At 31.5% G+C, this 17,436-nt stretch carries 17 protein-coding genes; 12 read left to right on the forward strand and 5 right to left on the reverse strand.

All coding sequences use genetic code 4. The annotated features are described in order from the left end of the window. Window position 1 precedes the first annotated feature (1 nt). From ABWU82_RS00235 to ABWU82_RS00255, 5 genes are all read right to left on the reverse strand, one after another. Window positions 2-496, reverse strand: a complete 495-nt coding sequence (locus ABWU82_RS00235) for a hypothetical protein (RefSeq protein ID WP_353289502.1) — start codon at window positions 494-496, stop codon at window positions 2-4. 181 nt (window positions 497-677) lie between these two features. Then, window positions 678-3,137: a ferrous iron transport protein B gene (gene feoB / locus ABWU82_RS00240; RefSeq protein ID WP_353289503.1), complete on the reverse strand. Its 2,460-nt coding sequence runs from the start codon at window positions 3,135-3,137 to the stop codon at window positions 678-680. Next, a complete protein-coding gene (locus tag ABWU82_RS00245) occupies window positions 3,137-3,682 on the reverse strand; it encodes a hypothetical protein (RefSeq protein ID WP_353289504.1) in 546 nt (181 codons plus the stop codon). Before ABWU82_RS00245 ends, feoB begins: the two co-directional genes overlap by 1 nt. Window positions 3,683-3,786: 104 nt before the next feature. Next, the gene (locus ABWU82_RS00250) at window positions 3,787-4,350 is read right to left on the reverse strand and encodes a DJ-1/PfpI family protein (RefSeq protein WP_353289505.1); all 564 of its coding nucleotides are present in this window, start codon (window positions 4,348-4,350) and stop codon (window positions 3,787-3,789) included. 22 nt (window positions 4,351-4,372) lie between these two features. After that, window positions 4,373-4,768 (reverse strand): hypothetical protein, encoded by a 396-nt coding sequence (locus ABWU82_RS00255; protein ID WP_353289506.1) that lies wholly within the window; start codon window positions 4,766-4,768, stop codon window positions 4,373-4,375. Window positions 4,769-4,994: 226 nt separating this feature from the next. Between ABWU82_RS00255 and ABWU82_RS00260 the strand changes: the two genes are divergently transcribed. The 12 genes from ABWU82_RS00260 (at window position 4,995) to ABWU82_RS00315 (ending at window position 17,351) form a co-directional block, all read left to right on the forward strand. Continuing rightward, window positions 4,995-5,540, forward strand: a complete 546-nt coding sequence (locus ABWU82_RS00260; RefSeq protein ID WP_353289507.1) for an inorganic diphosphatase — start codon at window positions 4,995-4,997, stop codon at window positions 5,538-5,540. Further along, a complete protein-coding gene (locus tag ABWU82_RS00265) occupies window positions 5,540-6,304 on the forward strand; it encodes a signal peptidase II (RefSeq protein ID WP_353289508.1) in 765 nt (254 codons plus the stop codon). Before ABWU82_RS00260 ends, ABWU82_RS00265 begins: the two co-directional genes overlap by 1 nt. 54 nt (window positions 6,305-6,358) lie before the next feature. Next, window positions 6,359-7,297 (forward strand): RluA family pseudouridine synthase, encoded by a 939-nt coding sequence (locus ABWU82_RS00270; protein ID WP_353289509.1) that lies wholly within the window; start codon window positions 6,359-6,361, stop codon window positions 7,295-7,297. Beyond that, window positions 7,284-7,865 carry a tRNA (adenosine(37)-N6)-threonylcarbamoyltransferase complex dimerization subunit type 1 TsaB gene (gene tsaB / locus ABWU82_RS00275; RefSeq protein WP_353289510.1) on the forward strand — a complete coding sequence of 194 codons (582 nt, stop codon included), beginning with the start codon at window positions 7,284-7,286 and terminating at the stop codon, window positions 7,863-7,865. The genes ABWU82_RS00270 and tsaB overlap by 14 nt, the downstream gene beginning before the upstream one ends. A gap of 1 nt (window position 7,866) precedes the next feature. Beyond that, a complete protein-coding gene (locus ABWU82_RS00280) occupies window positions 7,867-8,301 on the forward strand; it encodes a GNAT family N-acetyltransferase (RefSeq protein WP_353289511.1) in 435 nt (144 codons plus the stop codon). Further along, a complete protein-coding gene (gene ybeY, locus ABWU82_RS00285) occupies window positions 8,301-8,744 on the forward strand; it encodes an rRNA maturation RNase YbeY (RefSeq protein ID WP_353289512.1) in 444 nt (147 codons plus the stop codon). The genes ABWU82_RS00280 and ybeY overlap by 1 nt, the downstream gene beginning before the upstream one ends. Window positions 8,745-8,753: 9 nt before the next feature. Next, window positions 8,754-9,161: a diacylglycerol kinase family protein gene (locus ABWU82_RS00290; RefSeq protein WP_353289513.1), complete on the forward strand. Its 408-nt coding sequence runs from the start codon at window positions 8,754-8,756 to the stop codon at window positions 9,159-9,161. Then, entirely contained in the window at window positions 9,152-10,060 is a 909-nt protein-coding gene (era, locus tag ABWU82_RS00295; protein ID WP_353289514.1) for a GTPase Era, read from the forward strand. Before ABWU82_RS00290 ends, era begins: the two co-directional genes overlap by 10 nt. A gap of 4 nt (window positions 10,061-10,064) precedes the next feature. After that, window positions 10,065-10,778: a DNA repair protein RecO gene (gene recO / locus ABWU82_RS00300; RefSeq protein WP_353289515.1), complete on the forward strand. Its 714-nt coding sequence runs from the start codon at window positions 10,065-10,067 to the stop codon at window positions 10,776-10,778. A gap of 11 nt (window positions 10,779-10,789) precedes the next feature. Continuing rightward, entirely contained in the window at window positions 10,790-12,175 is a 1,386-nt protein-coding gene (locus ABWU82_RS00305) for a glycine--tRNA ligase (RefSeq protein WP_420017792.1), read from the forward strand. A 39-nt stretch (window positions 12,176-12,214) separates the two neighbouring features. Next, window positions 12,215-14,260, forward strand: coding sequence for a DNA primase (dnaG, locus tag ABWU82_RS00310; protein WP_353289517.1), 2,046 nt, complete (start codon window positions 12,215-12,217; stop codon window positions 14,258-14,260). Window positions 14,261-14,447: 187 nt separating this feature from the next. Then, the gene (locus ABWU82_RS00315) at window positions 14,448-17,351 is read left to right on the forward strand and encodes a DUF31 family putative serine protease (RefSeq protein WP_353289518.1); all 2,904 of its coding nucleotides are present in this window, start codon (window positions 14,448-14,450) and stop codon (window positions 17,349-17,351) included. Window positions 17,352-17,436 lie beyond the last annotated feature (85 nt).

Below are 17,436 nucleotides of genomic sequence, written 5' to 3' on the forward strand. Positions count from 1 at the left end.
ATTATGCCTCCACATGTTTTCTAGACTTAATATAAACGTAAATCATTGGCAAGCTAACGATAAAACAAATAATTTCTGCAGAATTGTAAATTCATTGAGAAGATAGTTTAGAATAAACCATCATTCCATCTTTTAAAGTTACTTTTCAGAAGAGATTTAAATTAGTTGAACCGGTTTTATTACCGACCAGAATTTCATAAATTCCGACTCCGTTCAAGCCAATTCCGTTTATTAAAATATAAGTCGCAACAAAAGATAAAGCATAAAAGTTTAACGCTACAAAGTACGTTCACATGGCTTTTGACCGGTACAGACGGTATAAACCGACCCCGTATGCCACACCTAAAATAAAAATAATGGAAGAAACAATATAGAAAGCGAGTCCTTGCGCAGTCACGCTAATAGAACGCATTCCTGTATCCGGATCAAACGCTTTGTTACCGTAAAGGAAACTTCACGATAAGTTATTTCCAATTTGGACGGGCTTTGCATTCACAAATACCACTAATCAGATATTCAGTCCTACCATTAAAAGAATAAATACATATGAAATCAGCTTCCATATGTATTTAGATTGATTAAATTTATTTATTTTTTGTTCTAATTGCATATTCATCATATTTTTAATAATTAGCATTATTTATTCAATAATACTTAATATTTTATATTAACTATGCTTAATACGCAAATATAAAGACCAATGTAAGAACACTAGCAACAATGCATAATCCTAATCCGGCAATTAATAACGCCGCAAAACCATCGTGATAATTTTTGTACATTGGTTGGCCCAAAGTGAATCTAATTAATTGGTATACTTGTGGCACAACAATTAGACTAAGAGCAATTGCAAAAACAATTCATGCAACGATCATGAAACCGTTAGCTGCTGCTTGAGGTTCTAAAACACATTTTTCAACACTACCAATACCTACATAAGTAAATAAAGATAATGCGTAAGATACTGCAAATGCAGTAATTAAGTGGATACCAGCTTTTTTTCAACCACCTTCTTTTTTCATAACAACTGTTGTTGATAAACAAGGTGTATAGAATGAGAAGAACATTAAGTATGAAATAATGGTTGCAATTGGTAAGGTGATATCTGAACCTTGACCAAATAAAGCGTTGTGTAATCCCACTGCTGTTAAAGCGTTATCATTGTCAGAGTTACCAGTAAACATTAATGATAAGTTAGAAGCAGCTAATTCTTTAGCTGGCGCTGCAGCTAATAAAGAAGAAGCGAACCGTCAATCTTGACCTAATCCAATTGGATAGAACAAGTATTGGAATGGAATTGAAATGTATTGTAATAATGAAGCGTTAGAGTAGTCAATTTTAGATTCATGTAAATAATCAGGATTTAAGATTAATCCTTTAGTTGGTGAAATGTACATCAAGAAGAACATCACAATGTTTACGATGAAAATAATTGTCATTACTCTTTTAATAAAGTCTCAAACTTCTAATACTAATTTCTTTAAAATTAATAACATGTCTGGGAATCTTCAACGTGGTAGTTCAGTTAGTAAGAAAGTTTTACTATTTCTAAACATAGTTTGTGAGAACATTAAACCCATTAACAGTGTAAATAAACCACTGAAAGCCGTGAAACCTAAACCTACTAATCAAGCTAAATTAGGATTTACTAAGGCTTGTGCAATTCACACGAATACCACTAGTCTAGCACTACAAGACATGAATGGAGCAATTAAAAAGACTATTGTTCTTTCTTTAGTAGAGTGACAGTTTCTCGCCATCATTACTGCAGGGATGTTACAACCGATACCAGTAATTAAAGTAACTACACTTTTACCACTAATACCAAATCTTTCTAATTGTTTGTCTAATAACAACGATACTCTGGCTAAGAAACCAGTTTGTTCTAAAAAACTGACTAAGAAGAACAAAATAATGATGTAAGGTAAGAATCCGATAACAGTGAAGATTCCACCTAACAAACCATCTGCAACAAAGTTTTGGATTCATTCGTTAGACCACAAACCACTATGAATGGCGTGTCTAATAGCATCTTGTCCTCTAGATAATAAATCGGTCCACTGGTTAGTTATTCACGCTCCTGCATAGTTACCGAATGCAATGTAATAAATTGCGGCAACAACTATGATAAAGAGTGGAATTCCAATCCAAGGGTTAGTGATGTATTTATCAATTTTTTTGCTTCGTTCAAATTTTTTATCGCGTACATTAGGTTTTTGAGATAAACAGAAATTGTACACCATTTCAATAAATTCATTCCGTTTGTTTCTGATATGCACTTTGGCATCAGCAATTTGAATGCTGTATTTTGTTAAGATTGCATCTAAATCTTCTTTAATTTTTAAGTCATAGAATTTTTGGTGCAATCATACGTTACCTTCCATATATTGTAAGGCTAAGAATTTATTGTTTAAGTTACCAAATTGTGGCATAATAACCACCATTTCTTGGCAAGCTTTTTCTATGACATCACAATATGTAATTGTGAATACTTTACTTTTACCGTGATCAAATAATAAACTTTTAACAGTTTCTTTGATACCTTGGTTTTTTGCGGCTGAAATTAAATGGACTGGTACACCTAATTTTCGACTTAACTTAAAGGCGTCAATATTTAAATGAGGCACTTCATCAATCATGTTAACGGCAATATCGTTAACAACACCAGCTTCTAGTAATTGTGTTGTTAATAATAAGTCCCGTTTCATAGAAGGAGCACCAATAATATTTAAAACAGAATTATAAGTTCCGTGCACTAAATTTTTAATCACTACTTCTTCATCTTTAGTAGAAGGGTTAATAGTGTATACTCCAGGTAAGTCAATTACTTTAATTTTAGAATCACTTCTTAATTTACCGGCTTTAGCACTTACAGTAATTCTGTCGATGTTTCCTACTGGTGCATTTTGTCATGTGATTTTGTTGAACAATGTAGATTTACCTACATTTGGCGCTCCAATTAATAAATATTGTTGCGGTTTATCCGATACTGGATTATCTACCACAAAATCTTCCGAGTGACAATTTGGTTTTTTGGCTACTTTGCCAAAAAGTTTTTGTTTTAAGTTAACAAGTTTGTTTTGTTTGTGATGCTGACACTCAATTGCGTCAGTTTCTTTGCCACAGCAAGCAGACATTAATCTACCACTTTCTTCACCTTGATTTTTACGGCATCTCTACGACGCATTCCATATTCAACACCGTTCACTAAGAAAAGTACAATGTTGGATTGACGACGACGTTTTTTAGATGTCTGTTTATAAATAGTTTCTTCTACGTGCACTTGTAAACAAGGTACATTCATAGAAAGATTATTAGTTACTGATTTTGGCTGAACATCCAAATCAGTTCGATCAACAGGCACTGACACATAAGTAGCAAACTCATGTGGTAACCATTCGTTTTGATCATGGTTTCAAAGTTTTGTTTTAGAAACCTTATGCTGACAGCATAATAACGCTGGTTGGTCAGACGAATTTTGAGTTTTTTTGACCTGTTTTTTAGAAGATGTATATTTGGTATAAGTTTGCAATTGTACTCGTTGTCCAAGGTATACTCCGATGTTTTCAAACTTTAATAAAATATCTTCTGGAAAGTCTAATTCTATAATCTCGACCATTGAACCAATAATGTCGGGATCATCAAAAGTTGTGAAATTCATGTCTGAATTTACTTTCTTCATAATATTGCATGTGAAATGCTAGTATGTTTTTCTATTATAAAACAATTTTGTGTATAAAAAAAACAAAACCCCTTGCACGGCAAGAGGTCGCTTTATTGAAAGAATTAATTATAATTCTTACTAATTTGTTCTTTAATTTTTTGGCCCATTAAAATGCCGACAATTTCAACAGCAAAGTCAGTTAGAGCTCAATAACCCACAACTGAGATTAAGTTGTTGTTCACTAAAATTTCTTCGTCAATTTCTACATCTTCTTCAAAATCTTTTGTGTATCCAGCAATTCTGGCATTGCCAATTAAACCTAAGTTGTGCAATAAAGTGGCACTACTTCCTGTAACAAAAATGTACTTGTCAGTTTCCATTCTAAATTTTTCTAAATATGTCGCTAACTTAACTGCACCACCACCAGTTTTCACTGGTCAATTTTCTTTATTAAGGCGGTTAACACCAACACCACCAGGGATATAGATGGCGTGGTATTGCGTTAAATTGACTGATTCAAAAATTGATGTACAGCCTACTTTAACCCCAGAAGACATCATAACTGAGTTCTTTTTTTCTACTGAGATTAAATCTACAGAAATTTTAGCTTTTCTTCAGATGGCTAATGGAATAAATAATTCTACATCATCCATTTCATTGGCTAAAATGATTGCAATTTTTTTCATATTATTAAGTACCCCCTAAAAACTAGTGTGCTTTATATAAAGCGATCTGTTCTTCTAAAAAGAAAGATAAGTTACGGTAATGACTTGCCGTGGGCACTGGTCTTAGTTTGTGCTTCATTTGTTCAGGATGTAAAGATTTATAATTCAAACTATAAATTTTTGTTTCGCGGTTAAAGGCTTTTACAATAAACTTATAAGTAAAGTTAATTTTAAAAATATTACCTAAATTCATGACTGAAAAGTCGCTAATATCTTTAATGTTACATTTACCAAAGTATCCGTTATCTTTGACGATAACATCTACTGATTTTGAATTAATTTTAATTACTTTAGCTTCAACAATCCAAATTTTCCGAATTTTTTTAGCTTTTTTCTTATCAATAAAGGCGCTTCTAAAAAATTCAGCTCTTGTTGCCATTATGACCTTAATTTCTTTCTACAAATTGTTTCCAAATTCTATTTAAATATCAAAAAAGGATACAACTATATATAATTATACAGTATTATTTTATGTCTATTACAAAAAGACTTGAATCAGGAAGTAAGAAATTGTAAAAGCAAGATTGCTAAAAAAATCATTCAGCTTTTTTAGTAAAATAGAAAGTAATATGTACTTATTTATAGATTTTTAAGAGGAGTAAAATATGAAATTAGAAGCTATTATTGAAATCCCAAAACACAGTAATGTGAAATATGAATACAAACGTGGTACAGGCGAAATCGCTGTAGACAGAATCTTATACGGTTCAGAAGTTTACCCACAAAACTACGGCTTCATTCCTGAAGCTTTAGACTGAGATGGTGATGAATTAGATATGTTAATCATCGCTGACCAAGCATTCCAACCAGGTGTAAGAGTTCCTGTTAGATTATTAGGAGCTATGGAAATGATTGACTCAGGTGAAACTGATACTAAATTAATCGGTGTTATTGACTGCGACCCACGTTACAGTGGTATCCAAAAATTAAGTGATGTTCCAGAACACTTATTAAAAGAAATTCAAAACTTCTTCCAAAACTACAAAATTTTACAAAAGAAAACTGTAATCGTGAAAGGTTTCCAAGACGAAGTTTGAGCTGAACACGAATACAACGAATGTGTAAAATTAATGAACGAATTTGGTAAATTACCAAGTGAAGAATTCGTTGAAAAAATGAAACAACTTCACCCAGAAAAATACGAAGCTTAATGAAAAAATTTATTAAATTTTGAAACGAAAATAAAGTTTTAAACTATGTTATCTTTCATAATTTAATTGCAAAATTACAAAAGAAAGGATTGAAGAAATACTTATCTTCAATCTTTTTGAGTAAAAACGTCATTTTTAAAACAATTTTATTAATTATTTTTGCGGCTTTAATCTTTGGGTTAGGATTTGGTTTAAGACATTATTTCTTAACTTATGACCCAGGTGCTGTTGTGTTGAATCCGGGAGTCGCTTTTAGTCACTTAGCGCATGATAGTTCTTCAGTAGTTTACTTTGTACAAGCCATTCCGTGCATCATTGCTTTTTTCATTTTTGTGTTTGTACCCCAGTGGTGAATTAGCTTTGGCTTTGTCATGATGTTCTGCGGTGGATTAATGAATATTATCGACCGGAGCATGGCTGGCTATTTAATTCAGTACGGACCTAATGGTATGTTGCAAAAAATTAGCATGGCTGGGAAAGTGGTAGACTACTTTAACGGCGGCAGTTCTGTTTTTAATATTGCTGACGTCTTTATTGTGACAGGAGTATGCTTTGCTGTAGCAAGCTTATTCTTGTATGCTATCTTAGTGTATTTAAGAGACAAAAAAACTGAAGCGCAACGTCATGAAGAAGGCGATTACGATCCTTTAGATGAAGCGTTTGAAACAGATTTAACCGAAGCAGATTTATCTGATAACAACGAACCGAATTCTGTAACACCGCCCACTGTACAAAAATTTCTGGCTCAAACCTTTTTGTACTAATTGCTTATGGTGTTGTAAAAAATAACAAGAAGAAAGAACAAACAAACCAAATATATGGAGAAAACAATTATAGTCCCTTGAAAAGTGGACCGTTTAGACAAATTTTTAACTGAAGAATTAGCCATTAGTCGTAGTCAAATTAAGAAAATGATTGACGATAACTTAATTTATGTAAATGACGAACTAGTATCTAAATCCGGCATGGCTTTAGAAAAAGATGCAGTGATTGTGATTAAAGATAGTTTACAAACTGATAAAGCAGCAATAGTGTTACAACCGCTAGATGCTCCGCTAGATATTTTGTTGGAAACTGAAGATTTAATGGTGTTAAATAAACCGACTGGTTTATTAATTCACCCAACGGAACATAACGAACCCGATACTTTGGCAGCCAGATTAAAACACTACTTTATTCAAAATAATAACCACGAATTTGATAACTCAATTCGTCCTGGAATTGTCCACCGTTTAGACAAAGATACATCAGGTTTAATTATTGTGGCCAAAAACCAAGTGACTTTAGAAAAATTGCAACAAATGATGCAAAAAAACTTAGTGAAAAGAAAATACTACGCGTTAGTTCATAACTGTTTTGATTTAAAAAATAACAAAATTTTTAGAGTAAACGCTCCTATTGGTCGTAGTTTACAAAATAAATCAAAAATGCAAGTTAATTCAAGCAAAGATGCAAAAGAAGCGATCACAATCGTGAAAGTGGTACAAAACATCTCTAATACTAACGCTTTAGTTGAATGTGAATTAATGACTGGTAGAACACACCAAATTAGAGCGCACATGCAATTTATTAACCACCCAGTGGTAAATGATAAAGTGTATGGTATTGAAAAAAATCCAAGCGATTTCGGTCAATACTTGATGTGTCACGAAGTCCAATTCTATAACCCTATGGACCAAAAATTAGTACATATTAATTTACCGATTCCTCAAGAATTTCAAGAAAGAATTAATGAGTTAACTAATGAAAAAATGTAATTTATACGTTGACGTTACAGCAAAAACTTGCATTTTAACGTTATTTAATAGTGATAACCAATTAATTGATGAATCTATTACACAAACAAACAACAATCTGATTGAATTAGTAAACCCTAAATTAGAAGAATTAATGCAAAGAAACAACATTAGTTTTGCTGATTTAGCCAAAATTTATGTCATCTATGGACCGGGTAGTTTTACCGGTGTTAGAGTTGGTGTGAATTTAGCTAAAACTATTAAATCAGTTTATTCAGATGTAGAAATCTTAGTAATGAACACTTTAAAAGCTATGTGTTTAGGTAACGGTTTAGCAACGTTAGATGCTAAAGGTAAAAAATGATATATTGCTGGTTACCAAGACAATAAAGAAGTTTTACCGTTAACAATGGTTTTTGAAGAAGAAAAAAACCAACTGATTCAAGCTCATAAAGATTTAAGATACTATTCTGACGAAGAAATTACTGACATTAAGAGAGCAGAGTTTGCTTATAAAATGTTAGACCAATTCGAACCAGTGGAAAACTGAATTGAGTTAGAACCGCTGTACATCAAGGAAGCTTTATAAAATGTTGACACGTATACAAGATAAGTCAGAACTACGTGCTCTATCCGAATTAGAACAAGCGTTATTTAAAAACCACTGTTATAGTTTAGAACAATTAGAAGACATGTACGCTGACCAAAATTACGTTTTCTACACTTTTAAAGAAAACGATATTGTATTGGGATACATGATTGTTTTAGAAACTGCTGATGAAGTAGAACTAATTAAAATCGGTGTATCACCGTTAGCACAAGGCAAAGGTATTGGAACTAAGTTAATGAGCATCATTAAAGAAGGGCCAAAAGACATCTTCTTGGAAGTGAGTGCAAACAATACAAATGCAATCAGCTTTTATGAGTACCATGGTTTCCAATTCATTCACCGTAGAAAAGCCTATTATCAAGACGGATCTGACGGTTTAATTTACAAATATTCAGTGAAAGAAATGGTAAAGTAATGTTCGAATTTAATTTAGATTACACACAGTACGGTAAAAAACTGTACAGATATAAAAAAGATCTACAAAGTGTAGCAGCTGCCGTTTATCAAGAATTAAAGTTAGACGGTCCAATTTACTTTGATTGCACTTTTGTAGATTTAGATGAAATTCATGTCATTAACCGCGAAAAAAGAAATGTAGATCGTCCCACAGATGTTATTTCGTTCGCTTTTTGAGATGGAGGTATCAAAACACCGTTATTAGGTGAATTGTATATTTGTTATGAAAAAGTAAAAATGCAAGCAGAAGAATATGGTCATTCTTTTAGAAGAGAATTATGTTTCTTATTCTTGCACGGTTTATTGCACATGTTAGGTTACGACCACATGGAAAAAGCGGATGAAGAAATTATGTTTGGTTTACAAAACAAAATTTTAGATCAATTACACATTAACAGATAGGTAATAACAATGATTGAAAAGAAAAAGCATTCGGGTGCGATTTTTAGAAAATTTGGTTATGCTTTAAGAGGTTTAAGAACTTCATTAAAAGAAGAAAAAAGTTTAGTTATTCACTGTGTTATTGCTTTATTAACAATTATTATTTCTGCAGTCTTACAATTAGGCCCAACTTCTTGAGCTATTGTAATTGTTATGATTGGTTTAGTTATTAGTAGTGAATTAGTTAATACAGCAATCGAAAACGTAGTGGATATGGTAGCTTTTAAATTTAACTTTAACGCCAAAAAAATTAAAGACATTGCTGCTGCTGCTACCTTGATTTTAGCGATTGTAGCTGTAATCGTTGGTCTCTTAATTTTTGTACCTCGAATTGTTTTATTTGCACAACATGGATATGGATATCACGGATGGAATTAGAAGCTATTAAAAAATATATTGGAAATATTGCAATTGTTGGAAAACCAAATGTCGGAAAATCAACATTAATCAATGCAATTTTTAACGAAAAAATCTCAATCGTTAACCAAAAACCTCAAACTACAAGAGATAAAATTGATGCGGTTTACAATCGTGGAGAATTTTATTTAACCTTTATGGATACGCCAGGTTTTCACGTGCCACGTAATAAATTAGACGTATTTTTAAACAGTCAAGCAAAAGCTTCCTTAAAAGAAGCTAACGTTGTTTATTTCTTGACTGATATTACTAGACCAATCGATGATGAAGATTTAGATTTACTGAACTTTGTAAAAGATTACGGTGTAGAAAACATTATTTTAGTTATTACTAAAGCCGAAACTTCAACTCAAGATAAAATTGATGAAAGAATCTTTGATTGAAAAGCACACGCTGATTTTAAAGAATCAATTATTATTTCAGCTTTACATAAAATTAACATTGATAAATTATTAAACATCACTAAACCTTTCTTAGATTACCAAGATGTTTACGTGAATGAAAACGAATCTACTTTACAAGAAGATAACTTCTTAGTTAAAGAAATTGTAAGAGAACAATGTTTAAACTTATTGAACAAAGAAGTTCCTTACGGTGTTGCTGTTATGGTGGAATCAGCATCTTATAATGCTGAAACCAATGTTTATAACATTGATGCTGCAATCGTCGTGGAAAAAGACAGTCAAAAGGCAATTGTAATTGGTAAATCTGGCAGCATGATTAAAAAAATTGGAACTGCTGCAAGACAACAATTACTAGAAATTTACGACAGTAAGATCAACTTAAAGTTATTTGTGAAAGTTGATAAAGACTGAAGAGATAATGCACAAAAATTAAAAGAGTTCGGTTACTCTAAGTAAAACTATGGCTTTAGTTGTCACCAAAGGCTATTTAATTAACCGTCAAGACTACGATGTGTTTGACGAAATCTTAACATTCATTAACGAATTTGGTAATCGCTTTACTTGTTTTGCACCAGGTGTAAGAAAAATTACTTCTAAAAATGCCCGGGCTTTAATCTATGGTAATTATTTAGAATACGAATTTTTCTATTCAACTAAAAAAATGAGTCGTTTAAAAAAAGTTACTACTATTACTGCAATTGACTTTAAGCAATCTTGCTCAGTCGCACTAACAGTGGTGAATGATTTATTAGCTTTTGCTCATAAATTTAGCAGAAATTTATACGCATTTTACCAAGAAATTTTAGCTGAAGTCTTATTGCAAAAAGATGAATATATTTTGGCATGTTATGCCTTTATTAAATTTATTAAAATCAGTAATTTAAGGTTTGAAACTAAATGTTGTACAAAGTGTTACAGCGAATTTGATTTAATTACGTTAAGTTTTGCAAGACACGGATTTGTATGTCAAAACTGTATGGCTTTTGAACCACAATTTTCAAAAGAAGAATTACGGTTAGTTAAAGAGCTTTTAGATAGTGAAAATTTGAATAGCTTAGATAAAATTATAGAGAGTTGCTATGAAATTAATTACGAACAGATGTTTAAAAAATTACATTATGAATGAAGCAACTTTAAAAGAACATTAATTAAAAGAATGAAAAATAAGGAGTAAAAAAGATGAACATTAAAAATAAATCTTATGCTCAAGATGTCATTGTAAACCACATGAAAAATTATGGTTTTGTGTTTGCTAACAGTGAAATTTACAACGGATTAGCTAACGCTTGAGACTACGGTCCATTAGGTGTTAACTTAAAAAACAACTTAAAAAAATTATGATGAACAGAATTTGTAACTAAAGACCACACAGTAGTGGGATTAGATTCATCAATCTTAATGAACCCATTAATTTGAAAGGCTAGTGGTCACTTAGCTAACTTCAGTGACCCATTAATTGACTGTAAAAAATGTCAAACAAGATACCGTGCTGACAAATTAATCGAAGAACATGAAGGAGTGACTGAAATTATTTCAGAAGCTACTTCAAATGAAGAAATTAAAGCTGTATTAGAAAAATACAACATTGTTTGTCCTAACTGTCACGCTTTCGATTGAACAGATGTAAGACACTTTAACTTAATGTTTAAAACTTTCCAAGGGGTTTTAGAAGACGCTTCTTCAACTTTATATTTAAGACCTGAAACTGCACAAGGAATTTTTGTAAACTTTAAAAACGTTCAAAGAAGTATGAGAATGAAAGTGCCTTTTGGAATCGGCCAAATTGGTAAGTCATTTAGAAACGAAATTACTCCAGGTAACTTTATTTTCAGAACCAGAGAATTTGAACAAATGGAATTAGAATACTTCACAAGAGAAGATTTAGCTTACGAAGATTTCGACAGATTCTTAAACAAAATTAACAAGTTCTTAACAGAACAATGTGGTTTAAACCCAAATAGCTTAAAACAAAAAGAACACGCTAAAGAAGAATTAAGCCACTACTCTAAAAAAACAGTAGACTACGTGTATGATTTCCCACATGGTTTTAGCGAATTATGAGGTTTAGCATACCGTACTGACTACGATTTAAAAACTCATATGGAATCTTCTAAAAAAGATTTAACTTACTTAGATCCAACAACTAACGAAAAATTCATTCCACACGTTGTTGAACCATCAGTTGGGGTTGAACGTTTACTTTACGCAATCTGCTGTAACGCTTATGATGAAGAACAACTTGCTGAAGATGACACAAGAGTAGTAATGCACTTACCATACAAATTAGCACCATACAAAGTAGCTGTTTTACCATTAGTAAACAAACTAAAAGATGCTGCTAACGATGTCTTCATGAAATTAATTGACTTAGGTATTGAATGTACATTTGATGTATCAGGTTCAATCGGTAAACGTTATAGAAGACAAGATGCAATTGGTACACCATTCTGTTTAACTGTAGACTTTGATACAGTTGAAAAGAACACAGTAACAATCAGAAATAGAGACACAATGGAACAAGTTACAATTTCTGTAGACGAAATTCCAAGTTTCTTCATGAATCAAAAATAAGATAAATTTATAAAAGAACAAAGGAGGTAGCGAATAATTATGGCGAATAATTTAATTGATCAAATCAAAGCTTTAGATATCGTTGAGGTTATTCAAAATTACCTCCAATTAAATAAAAAAGGGGCAAATTTCTGAGGGATTTGTCCCTTTCATAATGATACGAATGCGTCATTATCTGTCAACCCACAAAGACAAATGTTTAAATGTTTCACTTGTAATGTGGCGGGGGACGCAATTAATTTTGTATCTCGACTAAAAGATATTTCTTATGTAGAAGCAGCAATTCAAATCGGTAAAGATTTTCATATTAGCGCCGAACTGATTAAAGATTTTTCTCATAATCACCAATTTGATGCTGAATTACAAAAAGCATATCAGTTGAATAATGATTTTTTAGAACTAGCCAAAATGTTCTTAAATCAAAAACAGTCACCAGGTTTAGAGTATGTAACTGCTAGAGGGTTAGATTCAGATATTATAAAACACTTTGGTATTGGTTATTGCCCTAATACCAGTGCGAACGAAATGTATAAAATCTTAACTAATGAAGGTGAGTTTTTAGCTAATCCCGACCCTAATAAGGTGTATAACAGACAACAAATGTTAGATAACGGATTAGTAAGCATTAGTGATAACGGAACAGTGTTAGATTTATATCGTGGTCGTGTTATCTTTAGCATTAAAGATGATAACGATAAAGTGGTCGGTTTCAGTGGCCGTGCTATTGAAAAAGATCAAGAACCAAAATATTTAAATACTCCAGAAACTAATTTGTTCCATAAGAACCAAATTTTATACCACTGAAGTGATGTTAAAAAAATGGATAATCTGACACAAGTTTACTTGGTGGAAGGTTTTATGGATGTTATTGCACTTTATCGTGTGGGTTTAACTAACGCCGTAGCAGGGATGGGTACAGCGTTTGGCATGAACCAAGTCAATGCTTTGAAAAAGAATAATATTGAAAGTGTGGTTTTAGCGTACGATAACGATAATGCTGGGAAAATCGCTAAAATTAAAAACGGTTTATTTATTGCTAAACACTTTAATACTTTTGTGGTAAAAGATTATGCTAACGCTAAAGACTTTGATGAATTATTAAAGAATACAAGCGTTAACGAAGTAAAAAATACCGCAGAGAATATGGAACACTTTTCGGTATATTACTTAAAAAATTTACAAGACTCTTTAAATTTAAAAAATGAATCTGTAAGAGAAACATATTTAAACGAAGCTATTTCCTTCTTGAAAGAGGGTTACGCTAATAAGTTATACTTTGAAGAATATTTAAAGATAATTGTATCAGCCACAGATTTTGATGAACAAATTGTGGCGCAAGAAATTGAGTTTGTTCGCAATACTGCTTTAAAAACTTATAAAGTCACAAATACCTTTAAAACCAATAAAGCATATAACGATTCTACAACCAGTTCTTTTACCTCTGCTAAGACACCTAATCGAGCTAGATATCAATTTAATAATCCTACATATAAGCCGAAAACTAGAGTAGCTCAAGCTAATACTTTAGATTTGCAAGCTTCTGAAATGGCCAAGAATAAGGCGCAGTACAGTTTACTGAAATTTTATTTATTAGATAAGCGTGCGGTGATCATTATTAATAAATATTTCAATGGGCAAAAAACTGTGGAATTTAAATTCTTGTTAAATTTAATATATGAATTTTATGAAGCCTTCCCAGAATGAAATTATATTAGTGGTGTGAACATCCAAGCGTTAGCAAAATTTATTGACGATAACGGTTATGATTTGCAGTATTTCTTAAGGCTAAAAGAATTAATTAAAAAGAATATGATTATTAAAGCGCAGTTCGACATCTTAGACACGGCTAAAGCAGCTGTACAAGCAGAAATTTGTACTTTAAAATACAATATCAAGAAAATTCAACATGATTTAGATTGTAATATTTCTCAAAATTCTGTGGTGAATTCTAACGATCCGTTAGCTTGAGAAATAGATAGATTACAAACTAAAGTGAACGCTCTTTTGCTTAAAGCAAACAAGATGAATACTTTAGAATATCGCGAAAAGATTAAACAAGAAATTGAATCTGCTTCACTAAATTAGAAAGAAAAAACTAAGTTCTAAAACTTAGTTTTTTCTTTACTTATTTGAGTTAAAAAGGCATTTTGACAAATAGTTTTTATGGCCAAATAAATTAGTCGTTTCTATGTGTTTTTTAATCTATTTTCTCAAATATTTTTATTATTGATTTTGGTATAATAAAGTTCCTATTGTGATAAGGAAAAATAATATGGCAAAGAAAAACTCATTAAAAAGAATTTTTAAATTTTTAGGTGTTGGACTAGGTTCAGCTGCGGTTTTAGGTGTTCCTATTGTTGCAACATCTTGTTCATCTACTGTGGACATAAAAGACAAAGATACAGATACAAAAGAAACAGAAAAAGAAACGACAGACAAATCATCTTCTACTCAAGATGTAAATCCTAACAATCCGGTGGTAAAACACGAAGATCATCCTAGTGATAAAACGAATACACCAGCTAAAAAAGAATCAACTGATAAAACTCCGTTAAATCCAGATGTGAAGTTGCCCGATCATCCAGTAGTGATTCCGGTAGCTGCCAACAGTATTAAATCTAGTAATATTCCAGGTAAACCCAGCATTGCTAAACCAGCCTTGACATTAAATGACAAGATTTTTTTAGTATCGCAAGATTTGGCACACACTCCTTATGATAACCAGTCTTATCGTAATGATCGTGATTTATTAAAATCAGATGCTAGTCGCGCTGAATTTATTGTGAAAAATAAAGATCAATATCCTTCAGAAGTTACCAAAGACCAAATTTTATGAAGTAATCAAAATATTCAATTAGATTCACAACATCCTAGAGATTATAAGTATGCAATTTCAGACCAAATAGAATATGACAATGACTTAGGATACATTGGATTTTATTACCGCATATACATGAAATCACATGATGTGGAATTTACGACACCATGAATGTTTACAAAAATTTTCCACTTTAAATCTACGACTTCAAGTCATTATATTAAAGATTTAGAAGGTTTAAAGAAATTAACTTCACGCAAAATCTTTGAATCTGCTCCATTAACGCAAAAATTACAAACTAATTTTCAAAATTTTTTAGTTAACTATCAAAATGATAGTATGAGTACTAAGGGAATTGATTTCATTAATTACATACCTAACTCAGATGATGGACAAATGTTGAGAGACTTTAGTTCTGAGGTATCTTCTTTAGGGTATTATGGTGATTTTGGTCAAACAGGCTTAGAAAAAATTCAATATAGTCCGGATAATATAATGAATGACCGGGCAATGTTAGAACAACAATATTTGCCGCACTTCACTAACACTAAAAATACTGTAGAAATTAATGTACAAAATACGCAATTAACTAAATTGATTAAAGACAACCCCTTTGGTTTTTTGCCATCTAATTTATCACAGTTGCTATATTATTCAAGTTATTCATTAATTGAAGAAGTGCTAAAAATTCATAATATTAAAAATATATGAATGAATTTTAATGATGATTTAGGTACGGCTGAACTGTTAGTTGAAACTACTAATGGTAGTTTATATTTAGCTAACTTAAACTCTGAGAATACAGAACACAGCTTAAAAAAGGTAAATGATTTTTACCAATACCAATATGACCGTTCTTTCTTTTTTGACATTAAAATGTTCAAACCAGTAGAAAGTAATAGACCTAAAGAGTTTAGCATTCAACCTAGCAGTACTGGTGGTACTGGTTGAATATTTGACCGGGTATTAAACCAAAAATTAGAAGCAGAAAATAAATTACAACCAGATAAATTAAAGAGAAAGTATCAGTTTTTAGCAGCTACTAATTTACACGTCTTAGATTTATCTCCGATTTATGACAAATATTACAGTAATTCTATTTATGGCGCTTCTGATAGCTATAATGCGTTCTGAAATTCTGGTTTAAGAGATAGAAACAATACTAATAGAAATTTAGTAGAAAATCGTTTAAATTTTAATGTTCAAAAACGTAGAACTATGACTGCAATCAGTATTTTAGATCCAAACAATCCTTATTTACATAAAGCTAAAACTAGAGCACCGATTTATTTATCTAAGCCAAAGGCACAAAAGATTAGTGACATCGATAAAAATGCTTCAGTAACTTTTAGCGATATTAATTATCATGTAGATAGTTCAATTAATTCAGATAATTATTTAGATGCTATTTGATACACTCCAAGATTTAGAAGTGAAAATATTCGTTCTTATGTAGGAAATGAATACGAACAAATTTTCACACAAAAAAATTATCAAAACAACCAAATTGGTAGTGTTGATAACGGTGGTGCTGATATTGCGTTTACTAAAATTGAAATTACTGGGGCCGCAGTAAAAGAATTATTCCCAACATTATACGATAAGTTGGATACACCTCAAGAAAGTCAATGATATACTGGTTTAGGTACTAATCAAGTTGTAAACAGTAATGATACTTTATTCTTAGCCGGTTTCCCAAGTACAACCTGAGATAATATTCATACTAGCGCTGGTATTTTACGAGTAAAAAATCGCCAAGTAACGTTGAATGACGTACAAAGTGCATGAATGAAATACAACGAACAAGAAAATACGTTCTACAATAAAACAATTAATGACGTTAGATATCAAAAATATCAAATTGACTGAACTAATCCTGAATATATCAAAAAGGCTATAAATAAGGTTCAGTTAAGTTCTAATGCAACGGTTCAACAACAGGCTGATTTTAAGAAATTCCAAGATCATTTATCAGATTACACACCAATGAACCAAAAACGTGGTATGTCTATTCCGAGTGTATTAGAAAATGCCACACTGGCAGTCAGAAAGGGTGAGTTTAGTGAAACAGCACTAAAGAATCACCGTGATAATTATTTACAAGGAGGAGCGTCTGGCTCTTTAGTTATTAATTCACGCTTTGAACCAGTAGGTTTAGTTTACAAACTAATTTATGGTAATCTAGAAATTACTGATAATGATAACATTTACGAATTAGGTAATGCAGTAACCTTATTAACGAGTCCACAAGTGTCTGATAATGGACAATGAAATGGTTCGATTAAGGATGATGTAGTTAAAAAACTACAACAAGAAAACAACTACACGTTAGTTTTAAATCCTGAGTCAAAAGCTTAATAAACCAATTATTAGTTAGACAATACCAAGGATGTGATTCCTTGGTATTTTTTTATAAACTTTGGTAAATAAAAACCATCAAGAA

It is taken from the genome of Ureaplasma ceti, from assembly GCF_040369755.1.
Lineage (GTDB): Bacteria > Bacillota_I > Bacilli_A > Mycoplasmatales > Mycoplasmoidaceae > Ureaplasma > Ureaplasma ceti.